This is a genomic window from Borrelia turcica IST7 (genome assembly GCF_003606285.1).
Lineage (GTDB): Bacteria > Spirochaetota > Spirochaetia > Borreliales > Borreliaceae > Borrelia > Borrelia turcica.
Genome location: NZ_CP028884.1, coordinates 722,010 through 745,361 on the forward strand (window position 1 = coordinate 722,010; position 23,352 = coordinate 745,361).

Here is a 23,352-nt window from a genome sequence, read left to right on the forward strand (position 1 = left end):
TTATAATTTAAGGTGTTGTTAAAATAATGCAAACATTTCTTAGGAGATTTTATGTATAAATTAGTTTTAGTTCGACATGGTGAGAGTGAATGGAACAGGGAAAATCTTTTTACAGGTTGGACTGATGTTAAGCTTTCTGAAAAGGGCATTGCTGAAGCTTTGGATGGTGGTAGAGTCCTTAAAAGAGAAGGTTATTCTTTTGATATTGCTTTTAGTTCAGTATTAGTAAGGGCAAATGATACTTTGAATATTATTTTAAGTGAATTAGGTCAATCTTATATTGATGTAGAGAAATCTTGGCGACTTAATGAGAGACATTATGGAGCTTTACAGGGGTTAAATAAAGCTGAGACGGCTGCAAAGTATGGAGAGGATAAGGTGTTAATTTGGAGGCGTAGTTATGATGTACCTCCTATGCCTTTGGAAGAGTCTGATAAGCGACATCCAATCCATGATTTAAGATATAGGGGAATTCCTAAGAACGAACTTCCTTCAACAGAGTGTTTAAAAGATACTGTTGCTAGGGTTATTCCTTATTGGACAGATAAGATTGCTAAGGCTGTTCTTGAAGGTAAGAGGGTTATTATTGCTGCTCATGGCAATTCTTTAAGAGCTCTTGTCAAATATCTTGATAATATGAGTGAGGACAGTATTTTAAAACTTAATATTCCCACTGGTATTCCTTTGGTTTATGAACTTGATAAGGATTTAAAACCTATTAAACATTATTACTTGGGTGATGAGGACAAGATCAAGGCTGCCATGGAATCTGTTGCTAATCAAGGGAAGGCTAAATAAAGAATTTATTATATTAAGTGAAATGAATACTGATACAAGAGGTTAATAGTAGTTTAATTGACCTCTTGTGTTTCTTTGAGGAAGCTTTATTAAAATTAAATGAACTGTTTTACAATTTCTTCAAATTTTGTAATACCAATAATTTTAATAAATCCTGCTAATTTTGGTCCCTTATCTTTATTAATTAGTATATTGTAAATTTGCTTGAAGAATAAAGGAGGTTCAATGTTATTATTTCGTGCAATGTTATAAATTTCATTTTGAATATCTTTTTCGGTTAGATTTTCGAAATCATTTTTCAAAAATTCTAATAATTGTTTTACTGCTTGTTTATTATTGTCTTTTAAGAGTTCGATATTATCAAAATTAAATCTTAGTGAAAATTTAAAGTCTTCAGGTGCATAGTTTTTTACCCAGTTAAAGGCGCAGTCAATTTTATTAATAAGCTTTTCTTTTTGAGTTTCTTGTACATCGTTTAAGTATTTTAAAATCTTTTCTTTATCTCCTTCAAAAATTTGACAAAGTACACTTAAGTGTCTAAATCCAATTTGATAAGGAATTTCCTTGTCTGGTAATTTTGGTTGAGATAATTCGTAAATTCTCTTAAAAGCTTCTTGCTTACTTTCCTTAATTGTATCTATTCCGTAGTATACTCTTTCAAATTTATCGTAATCTTCATATATTTTTATTACATCAAGGTCAAATGATATTGAAAACTCTATATTAGGTTTTGTTGATGCAAATAAAAATCTTGTTACCTCGGGCGTATATATTTCAAGGACATCTTTCAAAGATACAACATCACCAGAAGATGAAGATATTTTACCGCCTCGTCCCTTGATTGATATAAAGTCATATTGAAATGTTATAGGAGCAGTACCTCCAAAAACTTTTACAATTTTGATTGAAGTATCAAAACTTCCTCCACTACTATGATGGTCTTTTCCAGCAGGTTCAAAGTCAACATTTTCATATTTCCACCGCATAGGCCAGTCAATCCTCCAAGGAAGCTTTACAGCCCATGTTTTCCTCAGATCAAGAGATTCTTTATTTCCGCATTCGCAGCAATATTCAATAGAATAACAGTGATCATAACTTTCTACACTTGTAGTATCTCTGTTACATTTGGTGCAAAAGACGCTAATAGGATACCAATTGTCTTCTAGTTTTGTTGTTCTATGCTCATTTAAAGCTTGTGCTATTTCGTCTTTATGGTCTAGTGCAAACTTAATTTGACTTGAATAATCACTTGACATGTATTTTAGGGATTGGTCTATGAATTCTGGATTAATTCCTACTATGGGTAAGTAATTTGCAAATTCAACTTCGTTTGCTTTTGCATAGCTCGACTCATTTGTTTTTGTATCAGGAACTCTTGTTATAGCTTGCCTTAAATAGGTTGTAAGTAATTCTTGATTTGGCATATTCTTAGGTACTTTTCTAAATACATCGTAATTATCCCAAGAATAGATAAATCTCACATTTTGACCCATGTCTTTTAAAGCTCGTGCTACAAGGTCAACAGAAATTACTTCTCTAAAGTTTCCAATATGTACAGTACCTGATGGAGTAATGCCAGATGCAACTGTATATCGCTCTTTTTTGCCTTTTTCTTCTATGATCTTTTTTGCATAAAAATCTGCCCAGTGAGCTGTTTTCATAATATTACTCCTGCTTAAACATTAATTTTATCATTCTGTTTTTTTTGTTTCAAGTTTTAAAAATATGCCATTTCTAATTTATTAGTCTTTGAATTAGCTTGGTTTCTTTATTCCAGTTTTTCTTTAATTTAACTTGTAAGAATAGATTGCACCGCCTTTCAAATATTTCTGATATCTTCTTTCTAGCCTCTTCTCCGATTGTTTTTATTCCTTTTCCTTCCTTACCAACTATTATTCCCTTTTGACTCTCTCCAGCTACAATAATATTTGCTTTAACGAAAAGACTTCGCCTTCTTTCTTCTAAAGTGTCAATATCTACATATAAAGAATATGGTAATTCTTCTTTAAGGTTTTTAATTGTCACTCCTCTAATTATTTCACTAATTCTTAAATCCATTTCTTGGTCTGTATAGTATTCTTCTGGATAGTAAAGAGGCCCTTCTTTGAAATTTTCGTAAATCTTATTTTTGAGTTCTTCAATATTAATTTTCTTCTCAGCAGATATTTTAATAATATTTTCTTGCGTAATACCTTCTTTTTCTAAAAATAGCATTATTTCTTTTATCTTTGTTTTTTGAATGTCAATTTTGTTTATCACTACTAGAAAATTGACTTTAGACTTGAGAATTATTTTTAAAATCTCATTTTCTTCATCGGCAGGTTCATCTTGAATGTCAATAATGTAAAGGATTAAGTCTGCCTCTGTTATTGAAGAATATACATTATTCATTAAAGCTATATTGAGTTTCTTTTTGCTTAAGTGAAAACCTGGAGTGTCTATGAAGATAATTTGACCTTTTTTATCTGTAAATATTCCTTTTATTTTATTTCTAGTGGTTTGTGGGTTAGAAGAGATAATTGATATTTGCTGTCCACATATTGAATTTAAAAGAGTAGATTTTCCTGTTGAGGGTCTACCTATTATTGCTACAAAGCCTGATTTCATTTTAATTTTCCTACTTTAAATATAATAATATATTTTTTATGACAATTAATGTATACTTATCTTTAAGTTATTTTGGTTAAAACTTCATCTAAAGGATTATCATTTGAAAAAAGGCAATTTTGAAGTTTTTTGTGAGCAATGTGGGGAAAAAGTTGGGCTTAATAAAGGTGAGTGTCCTAATTGTCACTCTAAGTTGGGTGATATTGAGTGTCCGAATTGCGAATATGTTGGAATTGTCTCTGAATTTGGAGAGGGTTGTCCTAAATGTAATTACAGTCCTTTTGAAGAACTTAAAGAACCTCCCTTTAAAAGAAAGCAGAGAATAAGACCTAAGCGTACTTGGAATAATGTTGTTCTTTTTAAGCCAATATTTAATTTTGAACTTACAGTTAATACCATGCTTTATTTATTTTCGAGTTTTTTAATAGTTTTGTTTTTTATGTATGTTCTTTTTTTCTAAGGATATTTAATATGGGAATCACAATTGTTTATTTGTTTTCTATTTTTTTATCTTTTAAGATGGGGGATAATGTTGCCTCTGTAGAAAATAATGTTCGTCAAAATTCTATTTTTTATTATGATGTTGAAGAAGTTGAATTTCCTTACGCTAAAACACAAATTTTAAAATTTGATGGCAAGACTCATATAAGATATGCTTACTTTAATTTTGATAAAAATAAGCTTTATTCATATACTTTTGTTTTTGATAAAAAGTTAATTTCTCAATATGCTATTTTCCTTAGTGTGAAGGAAAAGTTTGGAGAAGCTAATATTGTAACTCCTTTTAATTATTTTTGGGATATTGGTGATTTTGTTATTGCTTTAAATGGGAATATCTTAAGGATGACATTAAAATCTTATGTTGGTGAAGAGAGGAAGTCCTGAGAGCTTTTTTTTCATTTTTTGTTTTCATTTTTTGTATATCCTGTGCAGAACATGTTTACGATAAAGAAATTACTATTAATGATGTTAAATTTTTTGTTAAGCTTGCAGTTGATGATTTTAGTAGAGCTAAGGGCTACATGGGGACAAAAAATGTAAATGAAAATAATGGTATACTTTTTATGTTTGATAAAGAGAGAAATTTATCTTTTTGGATGAAAGATACTCCTATTCCACTTGAGATTGCATATATTAATTCTAGAGGCATTATTAAGGAAATTTACAGTTTAGTTCCATTTTCAGAAAAAAATATAGATTCTAAGTACAAGGTTAAATATGCTCTTGAGGTGCCGGCAGGTTCTTTTTCTAAATTTAAAATTAAGGTAGGTGATAGGGTTAAATTCAATTTTGATATTAATTCTGTAAGAATAGAATAATTACTTTGCTTTTATTTTTTGAAGTTCTTCTTCTACAGTGTCGCCTTTCATATCATCTTTTTTTGTCTCTTGTAATTCATTATCAAGTTCACTAGGTTCATTTTTGATATTACTAATTTCTGTATCATTGGATTTTATTACTTTTTTAAAAATATCTATTGTTGATGCAACTTCCGCAAGCACATCAAGTAAAAAAATTTCTTTAGCATTCTCTTCGGCTTTTACAATGTATACTAAAGAGTTATTGCCTCTTTCAGGATCATGAATAATTTCCCATGATCCGAAAACTCGGTTATTATAGCTATCATTCATTAAAGATTCTGATATTTCGTTAATTCTGTTTGAATTCACATCAAATGTTTCAACGACTCCAAATATTTCTCTTATTTTTGAATTTTGATATGAATTTAATTTTGACCTAATTATTATCTCTATTGTTGTACCATCCAAGGGTTTAAATACAATAAAATCATTTTCCTTATCTATTCTATATTCAATTTTATTATTATCAAGTATTTTTTTTATTCTCTTATCGTAGTTTATATTCTTATCTTTGCAACAGATAAGTATTAAAACAATAAGAATTATGGTATATTTTAAGATATTGATGCTTGAAATGCTTATTTTTAACATTTTAGTGCTGGCCATGTAATTAATTATAATTTAATTGTAAGGATTTTTAAAGTAAGTTTATGTATTTTAAAAGTAATGACTATTCTTATACAGTTGTTCAGTCTAAGAATAATTATGTACAAAGGTCTACTTTTGGAATCTCTTTTGTAATTTTAAATAGGGGTACAAAAATTTTTAGAGAGGATTTATTCGAATTTCTCTCTAATTTTGATTTTATAAGAGAAATTATTTCTATTGAAAAACAGAGCAATAGAGGTTCTCTTCAGTTTATTTCAGATACTTATGATAAATTAAAGTTTATCTTGCTTTCTGATGATTTGAATTCTGGAGAGAAGGTTAACTTGGCTATGAAAGAATCCATCTGTAGTTTTGTTTTTGTTTTGCAGAGCGATATGTACTTATTAAATCCTTTTTGGATTCCTAATATATTTAACGAGATAGTAAAAAAAAATGTACTTCTTGTTGGTGGAGAATTTTTTGATAAAGAAGAAGAGGTTGTGCCTTCTGTTTTTCTTCCCACTATTGATAAACAGCAAAAATTAAAGGTAATTTTAATAAATTCTGAGAAGGAATATGAGAAAACTTTAATTACTATGGACTACTGCGGTCTTTACTCTAAGGAAAAGTTTATTCAACTTGGAGGTTTTGATAAGAGAATTAAAAATGAATATTTTCAAAGATTGGATTTTGGACTTAGAGCTATTTATTTTGGAGAGAGTGTCTATATTTACAGAAAACTTAGAATACAATATACTGTTTTAAATTTCCCAGAAGATTTAACAAAAAATAGAAGTTTTTTGATTTTTTTGCTTAAAAATCACGTTCCAATTTTTATTGGGAATGGAATTAAGTTTTCGTTTTTAAGATTTTTTAAAATCTGTTTAAGATATGGCATTAATCCTTTGAAGTTTAGCAGAGAATTTAGAGAGATAAAAAATGAAACTATTAAAAATAGCTTAAGGTTTAAAGGTGATTTAAAGAGTGCAGTTGAACTTTGGGAAAATAATATTATTGATTAATTTGATTTTTGTTTGCGTGCTTTTAGAAGCTCAAGAGATTTCTTATCTTAATATACTTGATGCACTTGATGGTAGGGTCTTTAAGTTTAACTTTAATATTGAAAATGATATTTTGACTGTTAAGCATGAGAAGGGATATCTTAAATTTAAGATAGGCTTTGAATATGGTCTTTCATCTACTGGCTATTATATTTACATTGATCCTATCCTTTTAAGGAAGGGTGAGATTTTAATAACTAAAAGGGCGTTGATGCAGATTAAAAATCATTTTAAGTCCTTGCAAAGTTATAGTAAGCCAAGAATAATGTCGATAGTCATTGATCCTGGTCATGGTGGTCATGATAGAGGTGCTGTTGTTACGCATAAGATAGATGGCCATGATATTACCCTTCTAGAAAAGGACTTTGCTTTAACTTATTCTATTCATTTATATAAGATTTTAAGTAATTATTTTTTAGATAGAAATATTTTATTAACCCGTGTTGATGATGTTTTTATACCATTAAAAGATAGGGCTGAGTTTGCAAATGCAATTAAACCAGATTTCCCAAATAATGTAATCTTTTTGTCGATACATGCAAATAATGCTCCAAATCCTGTAGCTAGGGGAATTGAGTTTTGGTATCTTCCTGAGAATTCAAAAAGGGAAGTTGTAAAAAATTTTAAAGGATATGATATTAAAGGTAATAGATACTTAAGAGAACTTAATGATATACTAGACATTAAGTATAAATATGAGTCAAAAAAATTAGCTGAGCTTTTATATGAAACTTTTATAGGTGCTATAGATGAAACTAAGGTACGATCAATTAGAGAAGAGCAGTGGTTTGTTATTAAGAATAGTAGTATGCCTGCTGTGTTAATTGAAATTGGATTTTTGTCGAATATTTCTGATGCAAGGTTAATTTTGGATTACAATTATATGAGTAAGGTGAATATATTAATACTTAAGTCTTTAATTAAATTTATTGAATTTTATGAAAAATAGCATGTTGGATATATTTACAAAATATAAGTCTGTTTGTTTTGAATATCTTAATCTTAAGGAGGGAAAATATTCTCTTAGGATGCTTTATGCACTCTTATTTTTAAGTTTTTTTTATTCTTCATGTATGATTTTTTTAAATTATGATAATATTTTTTCTAGAAAGGTTTTTTATTTTTATTCTGAGAATGAGTTGATTTCTGATTTGAGGTATTTAAAGAAAAGACAAACTCTTAAAGAAAATTTGGATTTTTTAGTTAAAGATTTTCTGTTAGGTAATAGTAAGGGATTTTCTTTGCTGTTGGACACAAGGAAAGCCAAGTTTTTATACTCTTTTATGAGTAATGATATATATTTTATAAATATATCAAAAGAGTTTTATGATTCTTTTGATATGGGTAGTGATTATGACTCTGGTAAACTTAGGGTAAATTTATTTATTAAATCTTTAAAAGAAACAATTAATTTTAACTATCCTGGTTATGTGAAGGATCTTATCGTTTTTGTTGAAGGATATATTTTAAAATGATAAGAACGATAATTTTTCGAGCCTTGGGTATTTTGTTAAAAGAAAATTAAAAAAGGAATAATTTAAATTATTTTTTAGAGAAGGAGTTTGTGCATATGACAAAACTAAAAGTTGTTTTTATTTTATTATTTCTTATTCTATTTAGTCCTATTTTTGGACAGGAAGCTACTGAGAGAGGCAATGAGCAGAAGGGTGAGCCTGGTGTATTGGTTCTTGATTTTGCGGAACTTGCAAAAGACCCAAGCTCAACCAAGCTAGATCTTACAAGCTATGTTGATTATGTTTATTCTGGAGCTTCAGGTATTGTTAAACCAGAGGATATGATTATAGATCTTGGAATAAATAATTGGAGTGTTCTTTTGACCCCTTCAGCTAGAATGCAAGCTTATGTAAGAAATTCTCTTGTGGCGCCGGCTGTTGTGAAGAGTGATTCTAAGAGATATGCTGGTGATACAGTATTGGGGGTAAGGGTATTATTTCCTAGTTATTCTCAGTCTTCTGCTATGATTTTACCTCCATTTAAGATTCCTTTTTATTCTGGTGAGGATGGAAATCAATTTTTGGGTAAAGGGCTTATTGACAATGTTAAAACTATGAAAGAAGTTAAGGTAACTGTTTATAGTTTGGGTTATGAGGTAGATCTTGAAGTTTTATTTGAAGATATGAATGGGATGGAATATGCTTATCCTTTAGGAACCTTGAAATTTAAAGGTTGGGCTGATTTGGTTTGGTCAAATCCTATTTATATTCCAAATATAAACTCTAGGATAGTTAAAGATGATGTTCCGAATTATCCTATTGCTTCAAGTAAAATGAGATTTAAGGCTTTTAGGGTATCAAAATCACATAGTTCAAAGAATCAGAATTTTATTTTTTATGTTAAAGATGTGAGAGTTATTTATGATAAATTAAGTGTTTCCTTAGACTCTGATATTGATAATGAATCTGTATTTAAAGTTTATGAGGATCAGGGGACAGAGTCTCTTCGTAAATTAAAGGCACAAGAAACTTTTAAAAGGGTTTTAAGAATTAGGGAAAATGTGTCAATGCCAGAGGGTTCTTTTCAAGATTTTTTAGAAAAGGACAAATACAAAAAAGCTGAGTCAAATACTCAAGTAAAATAATAAATTTGGGTTATGGGGCTAATCTTTTAAGGTTAGTCCTATTAATCTTTAAGATAGGGAAAATAGGCTGATGCTAGATTCAGAAAACGAGGAGCTTTTAGAGATTTTTTTTGAAGAAGCTCAGAATCTTGTAGATACTCTTGAAGAAAATATTATGTCATTAGAGGATGACCCTAATAATGCGGAAACTATTGATGAAATATTTAGGGCAGCACATACTTTTAAGGGTAGCTCAGCTTCGGTTGACATGATGGAACTTTCAGAATTTACTCATGTTGTTGAGGATGTGTTTGATGCTATTAGAGACAATAAATTAAAAATATGTAATAATCTTGTTGATTTGCTTTTAAATTCACTTGATGTGATAAAAGGTATGCTGGATGCACGCCTTAATGGAAATATTTATTCAGAAGATGTAAGTGAGCTTAAAAGTAAGTTAATGGGTTTTTTGGGAAAGAGTGACCAGAAAACTTCTATAATGGCTTTGAACGATGCAAGTGATGATGAATTTTTGCTTTCATCTCTTGATCTTCATGATATGCGAGAAAGTTTGGGACTTGGCCAGAAGGTTTTAAGGGTTAGTATTAATTTTAATGAAAATAATCCTATGGCAACAATTTCTGGAATACAGATGTTTCAAGCTTTAAAAGATTTGGCTCCAATCCTTCATACTGTTCCTAGTTATGAACAAATTGTTGCAGATGAATTTTTACCCAGAGTAGATTATTATTTGATATATTCAGGTATTGATAATGTAGAGAGAAAAATAAATATATCCGATGTCGTTTTGAATTATACAATTGAAGAACTTGATATTGATAGTGAATTGGAAAAAGCAGAGGCAAGTGAGAGAAAAAATGTTGTTCAATCTAATCTTTTATTTAAAGATAAAGTGCAACTTTCTAGTGAGGAGCTTTTAAGCTTAAAAGATCAAATTGGAAATGCTAAATTATTTGAAGTGAAATTGAATTTTAATAGGGAAAATCCTATGGCAACAATTTCTGGAATACAGATGATGCAAGCATTAAAAAGCTTAGGAGAGGTTTATAAGTCTATTCCTGATAATGTTGATTTATTGTCAGATAAATTTTTTGATGTCGTTATATACTATTTAATAGCAGATACTTCATCAGATAGCATTGCTAGAAAGGTAGATTTATCGGATGTTGTTGTTAGTTTTGAGATTAAAGAGGTTGATTTAGAGAATGTTAAGGATTTCAGTATTTTAAATACTGAAATTGATAATGATGCGTCTGTTAAACAATCTAAGAAGGGTTCGCCTTTAAATGTTAATTTAATTAGAATTGATAGTAAAAGGATAGATTCTATATTAAATCTTGTAAGTGAAGCTGTTATAAATAAATCAGCTTATAATCAAATAAATTCTGATATGACATCTTTGCTTTATAGTTTTAATTATTTTTATGATTATCAAGAAAGTTTTCAAAGGAATTTTTTAATAGATTTGAAAGTAGTTTTTAAAGATATGGGATTGGAATTAGAAAATGCTGTTGAAACTCAAATAAAAAATTTAATGAATCATAAAATTGAGAGAACTTTACATGATATGGGGGAATTAAGGGATTCTTTTCTAAAAATTCTTCAAGATTCAAAATTTGCTTCTAGTAGACTTTCAAGAATAATTACTGATTTACATGAGAGTGTTTTAAGAACACGAATGTTGCCAGTTTCTGGTATTTTTTCGAGATTTACAAGAGTTGTAAGGGATTTATCAAAGAAATTGGGCAAGGTTGTAGAGCTTGATACTGAGGGGGGGGATACTGAGATTGATAAGTCTGTGATAGATGATCTTGTAGAGCCTTTGATGCATTGTGTTAGGAATTCTATGGATCATGGACTTGAAACTTCTGATGAGAGACTTAAGAAAGGTAAGGATAAAGTAGGTCATATACTTTTGCGTGCTAGAAATGAAGGCAATATAATATCAATAGATATTGCAGATGATGGTAGGGGGATAGACCCAAGTATTATTAGGCAAAAATCAATTGAAAAGGGAATAATTAAGAAAGATGAGGTTCTTTCCGAGAGTGAGGTTCTTAACTTGATTTTTTCTCCTGGATTTTCAACAGCTAGTCAGATTACAGATGTTTCTGGTAGGGGAGTAGGACTTGATGTTGTGAAGAAGAGTATTGAGAAGTTAAATGGAACTATTTTAATAGATTCAAAAATTGATGTTGGTACTACTTTTAAAATCAAGTTACCTTTGACACTGGTAATTGTTCAAGGTCTTCTTGTAAAATCAGGAAGTGAAATTTATGTTATTCCTTTAAATAGTGTCCTTGAAACACATAGAATTAGTGAGGAAAATATTAAACTGCTTGAAAATGAACATGAAGTGTATAATTTAAGGGAAGAAATTATATCTGTGCTTAGGCTTGATGAGCTTTTTAATATAGAGAGATATGAAGATTTATCTGAGAAGTTTTTAATAGTTATTAACGTTGACGATAAAAAAGCAGGAATAATCGTAGATTTTATTCTTGGAGAAGAAGATTTTGTTGTAAAACCTATTAAGGATAAATATGTTTCAAGCCCTGGAATAGTTGGAGCTACTACACTTGGAGATGGTAAAGTTGTTTTAATTATTGATGTGTTTAGGCTTTTTGAGCTAAAGGATATGAAGGGATAGGCTTTATGATAGACATAAAAGAGATTCATTTGGGAGATGATGAGTTAAATAGACAGGAGATTAGAGAGTCTAATTTTGTTAACTTGGATTTTAAAGTAGTATCTTTTAATATTGGTGATGACAATTATTTAATAGATATAATGAAAGTTAAAGAAATTAGAAAATCTAGTAATTTTACATATGTTCCAAATGCTAGGAGATATGTGGTTGGTCTTGATAATTTGAGAGGGGAAATAATATCTATTATTGATCTTAGAATAATGTTTAATTTAAAGACCAGTGAAAGGGAACTTGAAGATATTATGGTACTTAGAAATGAAGATTTATTGATTGGTATTATTGTTGACAAGGTCAATAATGTTTTTTCAATTGATTCTTCTCTAATACAAGATCCTCATCCTGTTTTATCTCAAGATGCACTTATAAAGTACATAAAGGGAGTAATTGAACATGAGAATAAATTGTATGTACTTCTTGATATAGACAAGGTTTTTAATTATGATGAGGAAGATGAGCGTTTACTAGAAGAGGAAATAAATGTTGATTCACCATTTGTAGAGGAAGATCTTGGTGAACTTAGTTCATCTTCTAATGATTCTTTAGATGATTTGAAGGTAATTAGAGATAATCTTTTTAAGTATTCTTTCAATGCATATTTGGTAAATGATGAGTTTTTAAGAGAAGTTGGGATAAAATTAAATATAACTAATATTAGTGATGAGTCTTATAATCTTTTTTTAAGTGAATTTTATTCAAAATCGTCAGGATGCTTATGGGATGATAGATATTTAAAAGAATTTCAGGACGAGGTTATTGAAAGGCATGTGAATAATATTGGTGGCGTTGGTTCTATTTTAAATGTTTTTGAGGTTGGATGTGGAGATGGAAAGGAGACAATATCTTTTGTGAATGCTTTATATGAATCTTATAAGAAAATGTTTAAGGTGATAGCTATTGATAATGATTTAACTAGAGTAATTGGTACTTCTAGTTTAGTTTTCTCAGAATCTGAAATTAATTTGAGCGAGATTTATAGAAAGAATTCCTTTGAACAGAGTCCGGGAATTTATAAATTTAAGGCAGAGATTATGAATAATATTTTGTTCGAATATTCAGATGCCATTTTGTCGGAGTTCCCTGATAATTTGGGAATTATTTTCTTAAGAGATGTTTTATGTTTTTTGAAGAATGATGAGCAAGTATTAATTTTAGATACGATTGCAAAAAAGACTGTTAGTGGGGCTCTTTTGATTTTGGGAGATAATGAGAAGCTTAAAGATAATGATATTTTTGTAAAAGATAGATCTGTAGAGCATTTTAACTTGTATAAAAAGATTTAAAGGAGAAACGAATGAGAATAGATTACATAGAGCCATTTTTGGATGCTGCTTCTTCAGTTTTAAGAGATATGTTGCTCGTTGAAGATATTAAAATGGGGAGTCCAGGACTTAAGTCAATCAATCAAAAAATAAAAGGAGTCTCTGTAATTGTAGGACTTGCAGGTTCTGTTGAGGGTAGCATTGTTATTGACATGGATATTGATACGGCTCTTTTTATTGCTTCTAAGTTGAATTTTGAGGAGTATGTTGATTTTGAGGATGAGGAGACTAAGGAAATGGTTGCTGCTACTCTTACTGAGGTTGGTAATATTATTGCCGGCAATTTTGTTACTACTTTGCATGCTAAGGGATTTATATTCGATATAACTCCGCCGGCCTTTATTTATGGGGAGAATATGAAAATAAGTAATAAAGGTTCTGAGGCTTTAATTGTACCCTTTACTTTGCCAGATGGCAAAATTATAGAAGTTAATATTGCAATAAGAGAGAGGGTTTGATATGATTATGGAGTTAAGTTTACTTATTATTAGAAGAGAGGGTTTGGTATGATCCAGAAAACTACTATTGCTGTGGATTCTTCAGTTAAACCAAAGGGTATTAACTATGAAACTGGAATTCCTTTTAATGTTTTGATTGTTGATGATTCGGTTTTTACTGTGAAGCAACTTACGCAAATTTTTACTTCTGAGGGGTTTAATATTATTGATACTGCTGCTGATGGTGAGGAAGCTGTTATTAAGTATAAGAATCATTATCCTAATATTGATATTGTTACTCTTGATATTACTATGCCTAAAATGGATGGGATAACCTGTCTTTCTAATATTATGGAATTTGATAAGAATGCTAGGGTGATAATGATTTCTGCTTTGGGGAAAGAGCAGTTGGTTAAGGACTGTTTAATTAAGGGTGCAAAAACATTTATTGTGAAGCCTCTTGATAGAACTAAGGTTCTTCAAAGAGTTATGTCTGTGTTCGTTAAGTGACTTATTTGATAATTAGAAATTTAAATTTGTTCTATAAAAAATCATTTCGTTTTTTATTTCATCCATGTTTTTTATGAAATATGACGTGTTTAAGTTAAAAATTTCTAATTTATTTTTCTTGTTATTTCCTATGTATAGTTCTACCTTATAAAACCCTTTTTTTGTGTAAAGTAATGCTAAGCTTTTAAAAACTGTATCCATGGGTTTGATTTTAAATATTTTATATTTTAAAAAGCTTTTGTCAATAATTTCACTTCTAAGTAAATATTGATTGATTTCTCTGTAAGCTGGAGTTATTGTAGTGTAATTAACTTTACCTTTTATAATACTTTTTATAAAATTTTCTGTTAGTTCATATATCTGTATTTCATTTTGACTTTTAGGATACTTAGTGTAATATTCTTCTTCTAAGATTAGATTAAAAGCAGAATATTTTTTAGTTTCTTCGGATGCGCGTTTTTCAATTGAAGTTGTGATTAAGCGTGAATTAAGAGATGTGTTAATAAGAAATAAGAGAAATATTTTTTTTATCATGTTTGTTCCTTATTAATGTTTATTATTTTTTTAACTTTCTCTATTTCTAGGGGAATTTTGCTTCTTCTTTTTGCGTTGAGCTTGTCTTTTAGTAAAATGTTGTTAAATTTTTTTGCCATCTCATATATTTTTTCTTCGCTGAATAGGAAAGGGATTTGAATTTTTCTATATTCAATTGGATCTTGTAACACTTTTTGCATCAGTATTATTGGATTTAAGAAACTTACTTTAAAAAATTTGTAAAAATTCATTAAAAAAATGGTAAATGAAATAAAGAGTGAAAATAAGAAGATTCCAAGAATGGAATCATTTTTTCTTTGCAAATATTTATCTATGTAAAATTTTGTTTGGTCTATTTCAATAATTTTGTATTCACTAGGACTGTAATAAAGAAATATGTCATTGGATTTGGAATATATTGTATTCTCCATATCTTTAATTATTAAAATAAAAGGATATTTTTCTTTAATATAATTTTTTTCAGTTATTATTGAGATGTTTTTTATGATATTAAATTCTTGTTTTTCTGGAATTGTATTTGCAAAGCTTGTACTTGAAAATATTATAAAAAATATGAATGGAATTAGAAGACTTATTGAAAATGTTCTAGCGAATGCAATGAGTATTAAATTTTTCTCTTGTTCATTATAATAAAGTTCAATCATTAAATCATTGAATCTAAGAAGTCTTAAAAATCTTAATTTAAAAAGAGAAAGTATGATTGGATTTAAGATAGTTTCATGAGGATTAATTATATTTTTAATTTGATGAGAACTGTAAAATATAAGGGGAATTAGGCAATGTAATATGTCAAAGAATAGATTATTCCTTATGTATATTTGTAATTTTTGTGAAAAATAAGCTTTTGAAATTTTACATAAAAAAATTAAGATAAAAATTAAATCGAATAAAAATCCGATGGATATAAGACCAAATCGGATTTTATAGGTCAAAAAAAGTATTATTGACAATTCTTCTATTAAGAATGCAAGTAATGAAGTAATTAAAGCAGCTTTTAAAACATTTGAGAATATCTTTACCATTTATTTTTCCTAGCTATTTCTAGAAGTTCTTTAATAACTCTTGGATCATAATCTTTTGAGCTTGATTGTTTTATTGAAAACCAGCTTTCATCATATCCTAGAAAACCTTTAGTTTTATTATTTTTAATATTTGGAATTCTTGCTCTATTTGAAAAAATGGATATTAATGTAGCAATCGGTGACATACTGCTTAAGTTTTCATATTTAAATAAACTTTGAGTTACTAGTTGACCTGTATTTTCATCTAAAAAATCAATTTCTGTGATGATTAAATTTACTGTGTCTTTAATATTTTGTGAACTTAATTCTATCTCTTTTTCAAAGCAAATTTTAATTATTAAAACTCTTAATAAGAGTAGAATTTTTATGTAGTTTTTTATAATTTTTGAAGAATCAAGAATATCATTTTCTTTTTTGATTAGATATATTGTGTAAGAATTTTTATCTTCAAAGAGTTTATTTATGTAGAATGTAATAAGTCCGCTACTTATGGCATTAAAATTGTATAAAAATTCTTTTCTTAGATAAGAATTGGCTTTAATACAATGAAATGTTGATTCTAAATTATTTTTATTAAATCCTTTTCTAAAGAGTTCTCTTACAATATTGAAATCAATAGATTCAATGCTTGACAAAACCAAGGGAGTAATTATTATATCTGTTTTGTCTTTAACATATTGAATGAGTACATTAAGATCGGATTTAAAATCTTCATCTATAAATGTTGAAATAGTTTTATTATTTTCTTTTAAATATTTAATTATCTCAATTTCTTTTTCAAATACAGACAAGCTCTTTACGCTTTCATGATTAAATAAATAATGATATAAATGAGGAAAATATGCCTTTGCATTCATTTTATGATGTCCAAGAGTTCAGAAGGACTGTTTATGATGTATTTTGCTCCACTGTCTTGCAATTCCTCTATTGTTCTAAATCCCCATGAAACTCCTATTGGCAAAAACCCAGCATTCCTAGCAGTTATCATATCAATATCACTGTCACCTATGTATGCAATCTCCTCAGGTTTAACATTGAGTTCTATTATCATATCAAGTGCATTTGCAGGGTCTGGTTTTGCCTCAAATTTTGAAGAGTAGCCTCTAACTTCAAAGAAATTTATGTCTTTAAAGATATCTTTTGTTACTATTAAGAGTTCTTCGTGGTTTTTATTGCTTAAAATTCCAATAGGAATGCCAAGCTTATTAAGCTTGGAGAGAAGTTCAGGTATACCATCATATGCTCTTGTTTGAGAAGAAAGATTTTGATTATATTCTTTTACAAATTCTTTATAAAGGTTATATTTAAGACTTTTATCATTAAAGTTTATACTAAGGTATTCTAAAGTTTTTTCTACGAATTTATCGAATCCTCTTCCAACAAGGTTATTAAATTTATCTATTTTGATTTCTTTGTACCCTAAATTTTTTAATGCAGAATTCATTGAAAATGCAATATCTGTAATGCTGTTTATTAAAGTTCCGTCCATATCAAAAATACAAGCTTTTATTTTCATGATTTAATCCTTTTGAAAGTAGTTATTGTATTGTGCATTTATTTTATCATTATTTTTTGTCTTTTATTAAGTTTATTTCATGATTTGAGATATTTTAAGTTGTCTTTAATTTTTTTCTCAAGGTTATTGCCAATGTTCCTATTTAAGTTTTATTATATTTTGTAAGAATGGTGAATAAATATTGTTTTCCTTTTATGTATTTCAGGTTAGGCCTTAATTAATGCAAGATATATTAGTGCTAGATAAGGTAACTAAGCAGTATGGAGATTTTGTAGCTAATGATGAGGTCTCTATAAGCTTTAAGAGGGGAGAAATACATGCAATTCTTGGTGAGAATGGTGCTGGGAAGACCACTTTAATGAAAACTATTTATGGGGTGCATAAACCTACTAGCGGGCGAATATTTTTAAGAGGGAAGGAATTGCACCTTAAGGATTCAAGTGAATCTATTCGTAATGGTATTGGAATGGTTTTTCAGCATTTTATGTTAATTCCAAAGTTTACGGCTGTACAGAACATTATTTTAGGATATGAAGATTCAAGATTTGGATTTATTAATTACAGAAAAGCACGAAAGAAGATACTTAATATTTCTAAAAAATATGGTTTGAAAATAGACACGGATAAGCAGATTGAAGATTTGAGCGTTGGCATGGGACAAAAAATAGAGATAATTAAGGTTCTTTATAGGAATGCCGATATCATTATTTTTGATGAACCTACAGCGGTGCTTGCTCCTAGTGAAATTGATGAATTTATGAATATTTTAAAAATATTGGTTTCAGAGGGACATACTGTAATACTTATTACCCATAAAATAAAAGAAATAAAAGCTGTAGCACAAAAGTGTACAATTATGCGTCTTGGAAAAGTTGTGGGAACTTTTGATGTTTCTGAAGTTGATGAGAAAATGATTACTAAGTTAATGATAGGCAAGGAGACGGTTCTTGATGTATCTAGGAGGCAATTTGTTGAGCATACAAATATTCTTGAAGTTAAGAATTTAAATGTTAAAGATGCAAGAGGTGTGCTTAAAGTTAAAAATGTTAGTTTCAATATTAGAAGTAGTGAAATTTTTGGAATAGCTGGAATTGAAGGGAGTGGACAGGAAGAATTAGTTGAAGCTATTCTTGGCGTAAGAGAAGTATTTAGTGGAGATATCTTTAAGAAGACTGATGGTAAACTTGAGTCTATAAAGGGATTTAGCGTAAAACAAATAATAGATAGAAAAATTGGGAATATACCGTCTGATAGGCAAAAACACGGTCTTATCCTAGATTTTAGTGTTTTTCAAAATATTGGGATTAAGAGCTTTGATGATGAGAAGTATTTAAACATTAAGAATAAAAATAAGAGCAGTAACTTAAAATTTAAGATACTCAATACCATTAAAAAACAGTTTGTTGGATTTAATTTGAGTGTTCTTAAAAAAATAAGCAGACAACTTACAAATTCGTTTGATATTAGACCAAGAGACATTTTATGTAAAGTTAAGAATTTATCTGGAGGCAATCAACAGAAAGTGATTGTTGCTCGTGAGGTTAATTTAGGGCCTGAGGTTCTCTTAGCAGTACAACCTACAAGAGGACTTGATGTTGGTGCTATTGAAAATATTTATAAGAAGATAATGGAACAAAGAGATGCAGGAACGGCTGTTCTTCTTGTATCTCTTGAGCTTGAAGAGCTTATGAGTGTTTGTGATAGGATAGCTGTGATGTATGATGGGCAAATTGTAGGCGTTTTGGAGGATAATTTTGATGTTAATGTTATTGGTAAAATGATGACGGGTGGTATGGCTTAGATGAAGGTTGGTGGTCATAGATATAAAAAAATAGCTCTGGAATGTTTAAATTCACCGGTATTTATTAACTTTTTTGCATTGTGCTTAGGATTTTTAATTCTTGGTTTAGTAGTATCTCTTCTTGGTTATTCTCCCTTTAGGATGTATTACATAATAATAGAAATTATGTTTTCTTCTCCTAAGCATTTAGGTTACATTTTAAGCTATGCGACACCATTGATTTTTACAGGTCTCTCGGTAGGTATTGCTTTAAAAGCAGGACTTTTTAATATTGGCGTTGAAAGTCAGTTTATGCTTGGTTCAATTGCAGCTTTAATGGCAGGGCTTTTTTTCAAATTACCTCCTGTGTTGCATGTAATTTGCGTTTTTCTTGTGGCTTTTATTGTATCAGGAAGTTTGGGAATTTTAATTGGGTATTTAAAAGTTAAATTCAATATAAATGAAGTAATTTCAGGAATTATGTTTAATTGGATCATATTTCATATAAATAACATAATTATAGACATACCCTTTATTAAGAAAGATAATAGTGATTTATCTAAGTCAATAAGAGAAAGCGCTTTTATTGACTTTTTTGGTTCTTGGAAATTGTCACCTGAGGGACTTGCCTATAGGGCTGAGAACCCATTTATTAATGATTTACTAAAGGCACCTCTTAATTTTGGAATAATCATTGGAATTGTTCTTGCTGTTTTGATATGGGTTTTATTAAGTAAAACAATACTCGGATTTAAGATTAGCTCTATAGGTCATAATATAGATGCTTCTTATCGTGTGGGGATTGATATTAGAAAAGTTTTGCTATTTGCTATGTTTCTTTCAGGGGCCCTTGCAGGGCTTGCGGGAGCTGTACAGGTTATGGGTGTTAATAAGGCAATATTTAAGCTTTCTTACATGGAAGGTACTGGTCTTAATGGAATAGCTGTTTCTTTAATAGCAAATAATTCACCAATTGGAATAATATTTTCAAGTATTTTATTCTCGATTTTGCTTTATGGTAGTAGTAGAGTACAGAGTTTGATGGGTCTATCCTCTTCGATTGTGTCTTTGATGATAGGTATAGTAGTACTTGTGATTTCTGCTAGTCATTTTTTAAATAAGATGATTTTGGAGGGTATAAAAAGTGTTAAACGCAACAATATTCCTAATTAGTGAAACTTTAGTAAATTCTCAGACCTTAATTTTAGCGGGTTTGGGAGGCCTTATAAGCGAGAAAAGTGGAATAATAAATATTGGACTTGAGGGAACAATGGCTCTTGGTGCATTTGTTGGTGCTACAGTTGCATATTTTTATGGCAATCCATTATTTGCAATTTTTGTTGGAGGTTTTGCGGGAGTTGCACTTTCAGGTCTTCATGTAATTTTTACTATTTTTCTTAAATCAGATCAGATAATAACGGGGATGGCTATTAATTTTTTGGGACCAGCTATTGCTATGTTGTTTGGGATTTTTATTTTTGGTTCTTCTTCAACCCCTCCAATAGATGTTAAGTTACCTATACTTTTTGATGGAATTTTAGATAAAAAATCTTTTATATTTCAGATTTTTGGAAAAAGATACTCACTTTACATAGCAATAATATGTGTCATTCTTTTCCATATTATATTTAAATATACTAAAATTGGGCTTAGAATTAAAGCTAGCGGTGAAGACCCAGAGGTTTTAGAATCTCTTGGAGTGAATGTAGTGATGATTAGGGTTTTTTGTGTGTTTTTGAGTGGTTTATTTGCAGGAGTTTCGGGAGCAGTGGTCTCTACTGTAATTACCTCAAGTTATATGCAAGGAATTATAGGTGGACAGGGTTTTATTGCTATTGTTATGCTAATTTTTGGTAAATGGAGGCCTTTTGGCATTTTAATGGGTAGTTTTTTATTTTCTTTTGTAAGAACTTTAGTTGTTGTTGTGTCTCAAGTTTCCTTTTTCTCTTTAATAGTATCTCCTAAGGTGTTGATTATTTTGCCCTATGTTGTTGTGATTTTAAGTCTTATGTTTTTTTCAAAAAAGAACTATGCTCCTAAGTCTTTAGGTTTGCCCTATAAACAAGATTAATTTTATTCCTATATCTTTAAATTCATTTTTAAACACTGTTGAAATTATTTAAGGTTTATTTGGGAATTATTTTTTTTGCTCTAAAATTATGAATGGTATCTGTTAATCTTGAGTTTATTAAAGTGATTAAATAACTGGTTGTTTTACGAGGTAGTTTTATGTTGAAAATTAAATACAAGTTTGTAGGGTTTTTGTTCATATGTTTAATGGTAATTGTATTATTCTTTTCTTGGATTTTTAAGTCCATTTTGGGTAATTATGTAGAAAATTATTATAAGCAACTTACAAGAGGTCAAGTAAGGAGAGCTACTTTTGCTATGCAATCTTTGCTAGATACATTTTACATTATTCTTGATGGTACAGGATCTACTATAGCTCTTGAAACTCTTTATGAATATTCTTTTTTAAAAAATGGAGGTCGTACCTTTTCAGGGACGGAGATAGACAAACTGAGGGATCATTCTAAGGCAGTTCTTGATACTGTTAAGTTAAACAGGAGGTATCGTGATCGAATATATAAGACATTGATAGACTTGAAAATAGACACTATTTATGAAGAATTTGCGTTTCTTGACTTTGAAGGTAAGGTAATTGTTACTACAAGACATGAAAATAATATGGATTTTGGTCAATCTGAGTCAGGCACTAGATATTTTAAGAAAACTTTAGAAGATTATAAAAAAGATAAACTAAATTTTGTTGGCTGGTACACGGGTCTTACTGAGGGAATAGCGGGAGAAGTGGCTTTGAAGTCTCGTCAAAAGGAAAAGAAGGCTTTTGCTATAGTAGTTCCTGTCTACTCTGCAGAGGATAAGGTAGTTCTTGGTTATTTAGTAGGTTATTTAATTAATGATGTTATTGGGGATAGGTTAGATAGGACTAGATTTGGATTTTATAAGAGAGGAAATTTGCTTTATTTAGATCCAAGTAATCATGCTGCTAATCCTTTAGTAGAATACAATGAGAGTTCGAAGCTTAGCTCAAAGTTTGTTAATGTTTTAAAGGATGCTTTGTCCAAACCCCCAAGACAGGCCGTTGTGGCAACTGAGGCTCCTGTTTATCAGATTGAGAGGGCTTATTTGCCAGAAATGGGGTTGGATAACTATTATGCTATGTTACCTGTTAGCAGTAAGCTTGGAGAAGAAAGTGGGTTGTTGCTTGCAAGAATTCCTTATGAAGATATTTATGGGGTTATTGACAGTTTGGCCTTTGGGTTTATTATAACTTCTATTTTAGGGATTATTTCAATAGTAGTTATTCTTGCAATAAGAATAGATACAATTATTAGTTTTAGGCTAGATTTGATTAGAAATTTAGTAAGAGAAATAGTTCAAGGAAATTTAGATAAAGATCATAACCTTGATGAGAGATATTCTGATGAGTTGAGTTCATTAGGCATTCAAATTATTAAAATGAGAGATAATATTGCAAGTGCTATTGCGAGTGTTCTTCGTAACATTGGTTATGTTAATAAAGCAAGCATTGAAGTTGCTAATTCGAGTCAAAATTTAAGTTCTAGTGCATTGCAGCAAGCATCAACTCTTGAAGAGATGTCAGCAAACATTGAACAGATATCAGCTGGAGTTAAAATGAGTGCTAATAATTCTAGACAAACAGAACAAATTGCTTTAAAAACTAATGAAAATTCACAGATAGGAGGCAAAGCGGTTGAAGAGTCTGTTGTGGCTATGCAGGCTATTGTTGAGAAGGTTAGTGTTATTGAGGAAATAGCTAGAAAAACTAATTTGCTTGCTTTAAATGCAGCTATTGAAGCTGCAAGAGCTGGAGATGAGGGTAAGGGGTTTGCTGTTGTGGCAAGTGAGATTAGAAAACTTGCCGATCTTAGTAAAATTTCTGCTCTTGAGATTGGTGAACTGGTTGAAGAAAATTCGAGAGTAGCAACAGAGGCAGGTTTAATATTTAAGGATATGTTACCTGAAATAGAAGAAACTACCAATCTTGTTAAGAAAATATCTGAGGAAAGCTCTAATCAGGATGAGCAGATCACTCAGTTTAAAATGGCTCTTGATCAAGTTGGAGAAGTTGTTCAAGCTTCAGCATCAAGTAGTGAGGAGCTTTCAAGTATGGCCGAAAAAATGCTTGAAAAGTCCAAAGAACTCAAGCATGCGGTATCTTTTTTCAAAATTAAAGAAATGGATGTTTCGGATTCTGATGAGTTTAGTTCTAATGATAGTGATGCTGGTTTTGCGACTGAAAGTATTGGTGTTGTGAGTAATGATAATAGTGCATCTTTAGGAAATAGACAGGATGATGTGTATAGTAATTTAAATGTAAGTGATAATAAGTCTATTAATAAAAGAGTAGATCCTAAGAAAGCTATTGATGTTGTGGATAAGAAATTAAATTTTGATGAAGATTTTTCAGATTTTTAGAATTATTTTTGTAGAGGTAGGTGGT

23 protein-coding genes are annotated in these 23,352 nt (G+C 29.6%); 16 read left to right on the forward strand and 7 right to left on the reverse strand.

Annotated elements, in window-relative coordinates; all coding sequences use genetic code 11:
* Positions 1-51 precede the first annotated feature (51 nt).
* Positions 52-798 carry a 2,3-diphosphoglycerate-dependent phosphoglycerate mutase gene (gpmA, locus tag DB313_RS03440; RefSeq protein WP_120104429.1) on the forward strand — a complete coding sequence of 249 codons (747 nt, stop codon included), beginning with the start codon at positions 52-54 and terminating at the stop codon, positions 796-798.
* Positions 799-893: 95 nt separating this feature from the next.
* Here the strand turns inward: gpmA and lysS are convergent, their stop codons facing one another.
* Positions 894-2,459 carry a lysine--tRNA ligase gene (gene lysS / locus DB313_RS03445; RefSeq protein WP_120104430.1) on the reverse strand — a complete coding sequence of 522 codons (1,566 nt, stop codon included), beginning with the start codon at positions 2,457-2,459 and terminating at the stop codon, positions 894-896.
* A gap of 73 nt (positions 2,460-2,532) precedes the next feature.
* The gene (gene era, locus DB313_RS03450) at positions 2,533-3,405 is read right to left on the reverse strand and encodes a GTPase Era (RefSeq protein WP_120104431.1); all 873 of its coding nucleotides are present in this window, start codon (positions 3,403-3,405) and stop codon (positions 2,533-2,535) included.
* Between the two features lie 103 nt (positions 3,406-3,508).
* Here era and DB313_RS03455 point away from each other — a divergent pair, with 103 nt between their 5' ends.
* From DB313_RS03455 to DB313_RS03465, 3 genes are read left to right on the forward strand one after another with little or no spacing between them, the layout of a single operon-like run.
* Positions 3,509-3,865: a hypothetical protein gene (locus tag DB313_RS03455; RefSeq protein ID WP_120104432.1), complete on the forward strand. Its 357-nt coding sequence runs from the start codon at positions 3,509-3,511 to the stop codon at positions 3,863-3,865.
* 11 nt (positions 3,866-3,876) lie between these two features.
* Positions 3,877-4,290, forward strand: a complete 414-nt coding sequence (locus tag DB313_RS03460) for a hypothetical protein (RefSeq protein WP_120104433.1) — start codon at positions 3,877-3,879, stop codon at positions 4,288-4,290.
* Positions 4,287-4,724 (forward strand): DUF192 domain-containing protein, encoded by a 438-nt coding sequence (locus DB313_RS03465; RefSeq protein ID WP_420808992.1) that lies wholly within the window; start codon positions 4,287-4,289, stop codon positions 4,722-4,724. The genes DB313_RS03460 and DB313_RS03465 overlap by 4 nt, the downstream gene beginning before the upstream one ends.
* Here the strand turns inward: DB313_RS03465 and DB313_RS03470 are convergent, their stop codons facing one another.
* Positions 4,725-5,357 (reverse strand): hypothetical protein, encoded by a 633-nt coding sequence (locus DB313_RS03470; protein ID WP_174220865.1) that lies wholly within the window; start codon positions 5,355-5,357, stop codon positions 4,725-4,727. It abuts the gene before it with no gap.
* A 59-nt stretch (positions 5,358-5,416) separates the two neighbouring features.
* On the opposite strand from DB313_RS03470, the gene DB313_RS03475 reads away from it, so the two are divergent.
* The 8 genes from DB313_RS03475 (at position 5,417) to DB313_RS03510 (ending at position 13,990) form a co-directional block, all read left to right on the forward strand.
* Positions 5,417-6,376 carry a glycosyltransferase family protein gene (locus DB313_RS03475; RefSeq protein ID WP_120104436.1) on the forward strand — a complete coding sequence of 320 codons (960 nt, stop codon included), beginning with the start codon at positions 5,417-5,419 and terminating at the stop codon, positions 6,374-6,376.
* On the forward strand, positions 6,369-7,364 hold the full coding sequence (locus tag DB313_RS03480) for an N-acetylmuramoyl-L-alanine amidase family protein (RefSeq protein ID WP_174220866.1): 996 nt from the start codon (positions 6,369-6,371) through the stop codon (positions 7,362-7,364). Before DB313_RS03475 ends, DB313_RS03480 begins: the two co-directional genes overlap by 8 nt.
* Entirely contained in the window at positions 7,354-7,890 is a 537-nt protein-coding gene (locus DB313_RS03485; protein ID WP_120104679.1) for a flagellar filament outsheath protein, read from the forward strand. Before DB313_RS03480 ends, DB313_RS03485 begins: the two co-directional genes overlap by 11 nt.
* A gap of 95 nt (positions 7,891-7,985) precedes the next feature.
* Complete coding sequence (locus DB313_RS03490; RefSeq protein WP_120104438.1) at positions 7,986-9,014, forward strand: flagellar filament outer layer protein FlaA; 1,029 nt, start codon at positions 7,986-7,988, stop codon at positions 9,012-9,014.
* 70 nt (positions 9,015-9,084) lie between these two features.
* A complete protein-coding gene (locus DB313_RS03495; protein WP_120104439.1) occupies positions 9,085-11,664 on the forward strand; it encodes a chemotaxis protein CheW in 2,580 nt (859 codons plus the stop codon).
* A gap of 8 nt (positions 11,665-11,672) precedes the next feature.
* Positions 11,673-13,004 carry a CheR family methyltransferase gene (locus tag DB313_RS03500; RefSeq protein WP_420808993.1) on the forward strand — a complete coding sequence of 444 codons (1,332 nt, stop codon included), beginning with the start codon at positions 11,673-11,675 and terminating at the stop codon, positions 13,002-13,004.
* A gap of 11 nt (positions 13,005-13,015) precedes the next feature.
* Entirely contained in the window at positions 13,016-13,501 is a 486-nt protein-coding gene (locus DB313_RS03505; RefSeq protein ID WP_120104441.1) for a chemotaxis protein CheX, read from the forward strand.
* 48 nt (positions 13,502-13,549) lie between these two features.
* Positions 13,550-13,990 (forward strand): response regulator, encoded by a 441-nt coding sequence (locus DB313_RS03510; protein ID WP_120104442.1) that lies wholly within the window; start codon positions 13,550-13,552, stop codon positions 13,988-13,990.
* A 12-nt stretch (positions 13,991-14,002) separates the two neighbouring features.
* On the opposite strand, the gene DB313_RS03515 is transcribed toward DB313_RS03510, so the two are convergent.
* The 4 genes from DB313_RS03515 to DB313_RS03530 are packed head-to-tail and all read right to left on the reverse strand — an operon-like array spanning position 14,003 to position 17,083.
* Positions 14,003-14,524 (reverse strand): hypothetical protein, encoded by a 522-nt coding sequence (locus DB313_RS03515; protein WP_120104443.1) that lies wholly within the window; start codon positions 14,522-14,524, stop codon positions 14,003-14,005.
* Positions 14,521-15,567: a hypothetical protein gene (locus tag DB313_RS03520; RefSeq protein WP_120104444.1), complete on the reverse strand. Its 1,047-nt coding sequence runs from the start codon at positions 15,565-15,567 to the stop codon at positions 14,521-14,523. Before DB313_RS03520 ends, DB313_RS03515 begins: the two co-directional genes overlap by 4 nt.
* A complete protein-coding gene (locus DB313_RS03525; protein WP_120104445.1) occupies positions 15,561-16,424 on the reverse strand; it encodes a hypothetical protein in 864 nt (287 codons plus the stop codon). The genes DB313_RS03520 and DB313_RS03525 overlap by 7 nt, the downstream gene beginning before the upstream one ends.
* Positions 16,421-17,083, reverse strand: coding sequence for an HAD family hydrolase (locus DB313_RS03530; RefSeq protein WP_120104446.1), 663 nt, complete (start codon positions 17,081-17,083; stop codon positions 16,421-16,423). Before DB313_RS03530 ends, DB313_RS03525 begins: the two co-directional genes overlap by 4 nt.
* Positions 17,084-17,303: 220 nt before the next feature.
* On the opposite strand from DB313_RS03530, the gene DB313_RS03535 reads away from it, so the two are divergent.
* The 4 genes from DB313_RS03535 to DB313_RS03550 all read left to right on the forward strand — a co-directional run bounded on the left by DB313_RS03535 (position 17,304) and on the right by DB313_RS03550 (position 23,327).
* Complete coding sequence (locus DB313_RS03535; RefSeq protein ID WP_120104447.1) at positions 17,304-18,884, forward strand: ABC transporter ATP-binding protein; 1,581 nt, start codon at positions 17,304-17,306, stop codon at positions 18,882-18,884.
* A complete protein-coding gene (locus DB313_RS03540; RefSeq protein WP_120104448.1) occupies positions 18,885-20,036 on the forward strand; it encodes an ABC transporter permease in 1,152 nt (383 codons plus the stop codon).
* The gene (locus DB313_RS03545) at positions 20,008-20,934 is read left to right on the forward strand and encodes an ABC transporter permease (RefSeq protein WP_120104449.1); all 927 of its coding nucleotides are present in this window, start codon (positions 20,008-20,010) and stop codon (positions 20,932-20,934) included. The genes DB313_RS03540 and DB313_RS03545 overlap by 29 nt, the downstream gene beginning before the upstream one ends.
* Before the next feature lie 158 nt (positions 20,935-21,092).
* Entirely contained in the window at positions 21,093-23,327 is a 2,235-nt protein-coding gene (locus DB313_RS03550; RefSeq protein ID WP_120104450.1) for a methyl-accepting chemotaxis protein, read from the forward strand.
* Positions 23,328-23,352: the final 25 nt, after the last annotated feature.

Coding starts and splice junctions, on each gene's coding strand:
- DB313_RS03490 (WP_120104438.1), top strand. CDS start 7,986: ATGACAAAACTAAAAGTTGTTTTTATTTTATTATTTCTTATTCTATTT.
- DB313_RS03485 (WP_120104679.1), top strand. CDS start 7,354: ATGAAAAATAGCATGTTGGATATATTTACAAAATATAAGTCTGTTTGT.
- gpmA (WP_120104429.1), top strand. CDS start 52: ATGTATAAATTAGTTTTAGTTCGACATGGTGAGAGTGAATGGAACAGG.
- lysS (WP_120104430.1), bottom strand. CDS start 2,459: ATGAAAACAGCTCACTGGGCAGATTTTTATGCAAAAAAGATCATAGAA.
- DB313_RS03515 (WP_120104443.1), bottom strand. CDS start 14,524: ATGATAAAAAAAATATTTCTCTTATTTCTTATTAACACATCTCTTAAT.
- DB313_RS03510 (WP_120104442.1), top strand. CDS start 13,550: ATGATCCAGAAAACTACTATTGCTGTGGATTCTTCAGTTAAACCAAAG.
- era (WP_120104431.1), bottom strand. CDS start 3,405: ATGAAATCAGGCTTTGTAGCAATAATAGGTAGACCCTCAACAGGAAAA.
- DB313_RS03540 (WP_120104448.1), top strand. CDS start 18,885: ATGAAGGTTGGTGGTCATAGATATAAAAAAATAGCTCTGGAATGTTTA.
- DB313_RS03520 (WP_120104444.1), bottom strand. CDS start 15,567: ATGGTAAAGATATTCTCAAATGTTTTAAAAGCTGCTTTAATTACTTCA.
- DB313_RS03505 (WP_120104441.1), top strand. CDS start 13,016: ATGAGAATAGATTACATAGAGCCATTTTTGGATGCTGCTTCTTCAGTT.
- DB313_RS03535 (WP_120104447.1), top strand. CDS start 17,304: ATGCAAGATATATTAGTGCTAGATAAGGTAACTAAGCAGTATGGAGAT.
- DB313_RS03470 (WP_174220865.1), bottom strand. CDS start 5,357: ATGTTAAAAATAAGCATTTCAAGCATCAATATCTTAAAATATACCATA.
- DB313_RS03525 (WP_120104445.1), bottom strand. CDS start 16,424: ATGAATGCAAAGGCATATTTTCCTCATTTATATCATTATTTATTTAAT.
- DB313_RS03460 (WP_120104433.1), top strand. CDS start 3,877: ATGGGAATCACAATTGTTTATTTGTTTTCTATTTTTTTATCTTTTAAG.
- DB313_RS03495 (WP_120104439.1), top strand. CDS start 9,085: ATGCTAGATTCAGAAAACGAGGAGCTTTTAGAGATTTTTTTTGAAGAA.
- DB313_RS03530 (WP_120104446.1), bottom strand. CDS start 17,083: ATGAAAATAAAAGCTTGTATTTTTGATATGGACGGAACTTTAATAAAC.
- DB313_RS03550 (WP_120104450.1), top strand. CDS start 21,093: ATGTTGAAAATTAAATACAAGTTTGTAGGGTTTTTGTTCATATGTTTA.
- DB313_RS03475 (WP_120104436.1), top strand. CDS start 5,417: ATGTATTTTAAAAGTAATGACTATTCTTATACAGTTGTTCAGTCTAAG.